The sequence below is a fragment of the Capnocytophaga bilenii genome (genome assembly GCF_017565765.1).
In the GTDB taxonomy this organism is placed as follows: Bacteria; Bacteroidota; Bacteroidia; order Flavobacteriales; family Flavobacteriaceae; genus Capnocytophaga; species Capnocytophaga bilenii.
In genome coordinates this window covers 1-6,230 of record NZ_JAGDYP010000017.1, presented here as the reverse complement: position 1 = coordinate 6,230, position 6,230 = coordinate 1, and the positions used below count along the sequence as shown (strand labels likewise).

Annotated in this window: 1 protein-coding gene; it reads left to right on the top strand. The window is 45.6% G+C overall.

Going from position 1 to position 6,230, the window contains the following annotated elements:
• Positions 1 to 34: 34 nt before the first annotated feature.
• Positions 35 to 6,127 carry a T9SS type B sorting domain-containing protein gene (locus tag J4N46_RS12475; protein ID WP_208059546.1) on the top strand — a complete coding sequence of 2,031 codons (6,093 nt, stop codon included), beginning with the start codon at positions 35 to 37 and terminating at the stop codon, positions 6,125 to 6,127.
• Positions 6,128 to 6,230 lie beyond the last annotated feature (103 nt).

The following is a 6,230-nucleotide window of genomic DNA, read 5'->3' as shown; positions in this document are numbered from 1 at the left end:
AACGGTACAACCAGCGGCACAAAGCCGACCAGCGTTGAGCTTTACAACTTATTCGGCTACTTGCCACGGCGATCACAGCGGATGGTTCAGTATGCAAGAAGTGAATGCTAACGGAGCGAACTTTAATTATAGCATACAGGGACCTGTAGGGGCGACAGTACCAAGTGGTACGAACCTTAAGACAGCTATGGGCGCACAAGGCTTGAAGGCAGGCGTTTATACGATAACAGTAACTAATACTACTAGCCTTTGTGCAAGCACCTATACAATAACTATAGGTGAGCCAACAGCTATCACATTCAACACAGCATCAATTACGGTGAAGAGTTTTGGATGTGCTACAGGCACAAGTCAGCTAAGAGGTATGGCAGAAATAGATGTACCGATGGGCGCTATTAGTGGCGGTACGGGCAGCTATACGATATTGTACACAGACAGCTATGGCGGTACAGGTTCGGGCACACACTATGCTTTAGGACAAAAAGCAGGAGGCGTGGTAACCATAACGGTACGCGATGCGGCGGGCTGTACAACAGAGACGAAGGTAACTATAGGAGCTTATGAAGAGTTGGAGGCAGCCAATGCTACCGTAACGATAGCAGGAGCGTTGAGTTGCGTGAGTGCGGTACCTGTACAAGTATCGGTATCGGCGGTGAGCGGCTTGCCACTGACGATAGGCGACTTACGCTTTGCGATGGGTGCTACAGCACCAACAACGCACCCAAGCACTTGGACTAACACAACAGGACAGTTCAATGTACAGATGGATGCAACGCATACTTTCTGGGTAGGACATAGCAAGACAGGTTGTGTGATACGCGTACTTTATAGAGCACCGAATGTCAATACGTTTAAGATTATAAATCCGCAGGTGTCTAATACGCCTTGCAAGGGAGGTTCAGAAGGAACAGCCACTTTCACCCTAAGTAATACAACATCGGGACACGGACACATAGTAACGATAAATCCATCGGCAGGAACGCTCCATCCGGCGGGAGGAACCTTAGCAGCAGGAACGACACAGTTCTGGGTGAGTGGATTGGCATCGGGTACTTATACACTTACGGTGAAAGATTCGACCACACAATGTGAGCAAGATTATGTATTTACGATAGAAGAGCCAACAGTAAGCTTGTCGGCGACCACACAAGTACGATCAATTACTTGTGCAGCGGGCAACAACGATGGTTCAATAGTGATAAAAGATGTAGTAGGCGGCTGGGGCAGCTATGAGTATTATATAGATACTACTCCGCCAACGCCATCATCAGGCTTATGGACAACTACCAGCAGCCGAGGCAACTTATCGGCGGGTACTTATAAGGTATCGGTACGCGATGCGAGTGGTTGCCAATATGACCTAAATGATGTTACCTTGTCAATTCCAACAGGTATTACAGGTATACTTACGATAACTACAGAAAACTGTACGCCAGGTACGGGAGTATTGAGTGTAGTATCGGTATCGGGCGGAGAAGGCGCTAACTATACTTATCAGTTGTATAAGGATGGAGCAGCGTACTCACAACCACAGGCGAGCAACATCTTTAACAGCTTAGGTTCGGGCAGCTATCAGGTAGTGGTACGCGACAGTTGGGGTTGTTCGGCAACGCTAACAGCAGTGAGCCTATACGAACCAGTGGCAGGCACAATGGCTACGATAATGAAGCAGGTAACTTGTACGCCAGCAACAGGAGCGACAATTTCGGTAACCCACTTAGGCGGTTCAGGCAATGTAGAGTACAAGTTGTACCCACAAGGAGGAACGCCAGTGGTACAGAACAACAACCCAGTATTTACCAATGTACCAGCGGGACAACACACCATTACGGTGAGAGATTTGAACACAAGATGTAGTGTACAAACCGTTACGGTAGAGGTAACAGGAGCATCGGTGGTAAGCTTTACTTATACCACTACGGCAGTGAGCTGTAATGGAGGAGATGATGGTACGCTACTCATTACGCTTCCAGGAACGCAAACACAAACGGATTACCAGATAACTATAGAAGGAGTTACACCATTTGTAACGCGTAACGAGGTAGTGAATACAACCCCTAAAGACTTTAGCTTTACAGGCTTGAAGGCGGGTAACTACACAGTAACGGTAGTATCTTCAAGAAATTGTAAAGCAGAGCGAGTAATCAATATAGCAGAGCCAGCGGTATTGAGTATTACCAATGTGGCTGTAACACGAGCTTACAGATGTAATGCAAGCAATGACGACCAAGCGGCATTGGTGAAAGCAGTAGTAGCGGGCGGTACGCAGTCATACACCTATAACTTTGAGTTGTTTGACGGGGTAACCACGATAACAACAGGCTATACAAGCAGCGATGTACTGAGTGTAACTAACAGCAGCACACAAACGCAAACGGTAATAGTATATGTACGCGATGCGAAAGGTTGTATGACCGATACACGTAGCAATCCGCTAGAGATAGCACCGCTAAAACGCATTACTAATATCAGTGCGACTAAGTTGGTACAGATAGCTTGTGGCAGCGATGAGCGCGTACGCTTTACCATATCAGGAGGCAATAATCAAGGATACCTTGTTTATGTAACCACCGGAGTAGCAACGCCAAGCACACATACCCTTACGGCAGGTATCAATTCGGTAACGGTAGACTTTGGAGCACCAGGTTACTATGAAGTAACAGTAACTGATAGTGCAACGGGCTGCTATGCAACGACAAGCTACACGATAACACCATTTGACAGTATGGTAATAGGTGGAACACAAAGCAAGTCGGTATCTTGTGTATCGGGTAACGATGGAGTATTGAGGTTGGAAATGACAGGTTACCAAGGAAGTTACAGCTATAGAGTATTGCAAGTTACTCCTACGGTAATGGTAGTAATACCACCTACAACGGTAGCTGGAGAGGTAGCAGCGGTACGCAAACACGATATAGTAGGCTTATCGGCAGGTAGCTATATAGTGGAAGTAACGCAAACACAATGGCCATCTTGTACGAAATCGACAACGCAAGTGATGATTTCAGGACCAGGAGCGGCATTAGTAGCCAGCGCAACGATAACCAATAAGATAAAATGTGGAGGTAGTGATCAGACAGGTTCCTTTGCAGTGAATGTAGCAGGCGGTTGGGGTGAATACCAATACCGTATTGTATCACACGCAGTGTATGGTAACTTTACTAGTACCTCAGTCTTTGACGGTTTAGTATCAGACACTTATACAGTAGCAGTAAAAGATAAGGAAGGCTGTGTGGTAACCTTCACACAACAGATGGCACCACCAGCGCCAATAGCAGCTACTATAACAAGTACTAATGTGAGGTGCTTTAATGATGCAGACGGAATTATCAAAGTACTGACCACCAGTGGCGGTAGTGGTAACTACAGTTATGAGTTGTGGGAAGTAGGAGGCTCACAGATAGGCAGCACGCAAACAGGCACTACATTTGCGAACTTAGATGCTCGTTCGTATGTAGTGAAAGTAATAGACGGAATGAACTGCGATATAGAGTTGCCTATAACGATTACCGAGCCTAATGAGTTATTGGTAACGGCAGGTATCAGCAGTGAGAGAACGTGCCATACGGGAGCAACCGTATCGGTAACGGTAACGGGCGGTGTGGGCAGCTATCAATATGCGATGAGCACTAATGGACGCGCCTTCGGCAGCTGGCAATCGAGCGGTGTATTTAGCGGACTTACCGCAGGAGAATACGAATTTGTAGTGGAAGACGGCAATGGCTGTAAGTCTAAGAAATCTAACAAAGTAACGATAGTGGATGTAGCGACATTGAGTTTGACGATGGACACTACCAATGCTAAAGTGAAATGTAATGGAGGCAATACGGCAGAGATAGGCTTTACGCCAAGTGGAGGTATGGGTAATAATGTTTATACACTTCACAAAGGAGCGTCTACTAACCCAGCGATGACTATCAGTGCAACGCAAATAGGCACCGATAAATGGGCATTTACAGGCTTGTACACAGGTACATACTACGTAGTGGTGAAGAGCAACGACTGCGTATATACCTCTACAGGGGTAGTGATAGATGAAGCACCAGCGTTGCAAGTAGTTAGTGAAACTACCAATATCACTTGCTACGGAGCTAAGAATGGTACTATATCAATAACTGTAACGGGAGGTACTGGCAATATGCAGTATGCTATCAGCCCACGATTTGATAGGGTTGTAGATAGAGGTTACTTTGATGAATTGCGCAAAGGAGACTATGTGGTGAGGGTAAAAGACGAGAATAACTGCTTTGTAGATATTCCTGTGAAGATTACCGAACCAGACTTGTTGCGAGTAGCGATAGATCAGAAGACGGATGAGATATGCTACGGAGCGCAAGATGGTAGTGTATCACTTACCATAACAGGCGGAACGCAGACATATAGTACAAGTATAGACGGCGGAAGGACTTGGACACCAAATAAGACATTGTATACAGGCTTAGCATCGGGTACGCATACTATATTGGTGAAGGATGTTAATAACTGCGAATCCTCTATAGATGTAGAAATAAAAGAAGGAGTTGATTTACAAGCTACAGCGACGGTAATTTACAGCTGCAACTCAAACCGAGTGAAGAACGACATCAGAGCAGGTGTAAGGTCATCAGAGTTGGGTAATACGGTGTTTGCTTTGGACGGAGGGGCATCACAGGCGAGCAGCTTGTTTGAGAGCGTAAGTTCAGGTACGCATATAATTACGGTACGCCATACCAATGGTTGTGTACAAACAGTAACTGTGAATGTAACTCACTACGATTCGTTGTCGGCAACAACTCAGAAGAGTGATATTAGTTGTTATAATAACACCGATGGAGTTATAACCCTTACAGTAACAGGCGGTACAGGCAGCTATACCTATACGGTGGCAAATAGTACATCGACATCTTACCACGAGGTAAGACCAGGAGAGATAGTTTATAGCGGTTTAGGTAAAGGGCAATACACTATCAACATCAAAGACGATGTGATAGGTTGTGAGATACAACGTACAGTAGAGATTGTAGAACCACCAGTGTTGAAGGCAGTAGTACATAAGGTAGTATCAGAGACTTGCTACCATAGTAACAACGGAGGAATGGAGTTTGAAATCACAGGAGGTAGAGCACCCTATAGCTACGAGCTAAAAGACCCACAAGGTAATGTAGCGAAGAGCGATACAGGCTTAGCCTCAGGTACGGTAGTGAGTGTGACGGCTCTTGCCCCAGGTAGCTATAGATTGGAGTACAAGGATGCTAATGGTGTATGTACGCAAACAGATGTGATAGATGTAGCTGATGCGCCAAGTATAGCACCAACTAGTGTAGAGTTGAAGTTCAACTGTTCAACAACATCAACAACCTTTACTACAAGTTACTTGTATGTAACCTTCCCAGATGATGCGGCAGGTAAGCTACAAAGTGATACGGTATCTTACTCGGTAGATGGCGGTACGACCATCAAGCCATTTGTATCGTTTGATGGCAAGTATGGTAGTACAGGAGTGATAGAAGAGGGCTCACATACATTGATAATTTACTATAAAGGTAAAGGCAGTGATGAGGTATGTGAAGAGTTGTGGGGAGAAACGGTGAGTGTAACGCGTTATCCAGGATTAGAGGTACATAATACGACAGACTTGAGAGAAATCAATGTAGTACGCGTATCAGTAACAGGAGGAAACGTCTTTACAAGAACAGGAATACCACCGTACAACGTAAGCTTCAATGATGAGGCGCCAGTGGATGGAGAGTTCAAATACACCTTGAAGCCTACTGACCCAACAAGTAGGGTAGAGAATGGACGTATCTTCAAGAAGGTATTGGTGAAGGCGATAGATGCCAATGGTTGTGAAAGTGAGCTTGAGATAGAGCGCGAGTATATGAAGTCGACACCACCGAACTTCTTCACGCCGAATGGAGACGGACAGAACGATACTTGGGATCCAGATATGTATCGTAGTTATCCGAACTTGACAGCAGATATTTACGACCGTTACGGACGTTATATAACGACCATTAAGTCGGGTGAGGTTTGGGACGGACGTTACAAAGGCAAGGAGTTACCATCGGGCGACTACTGGTATATTTGGAAGACCAATGAAGAAGGAGATGACCAGTCTTACACGGGCAACTTCACCCTCTACCGATAGCAACGGGAGATAAATGAATCATAAGAAACCAGCGAATGAGAAATCACTCGCTGGTTTTTTTGTTGGTGGATAGTGCTGTGTGTTTGTTGTTGGGGATTGAGTT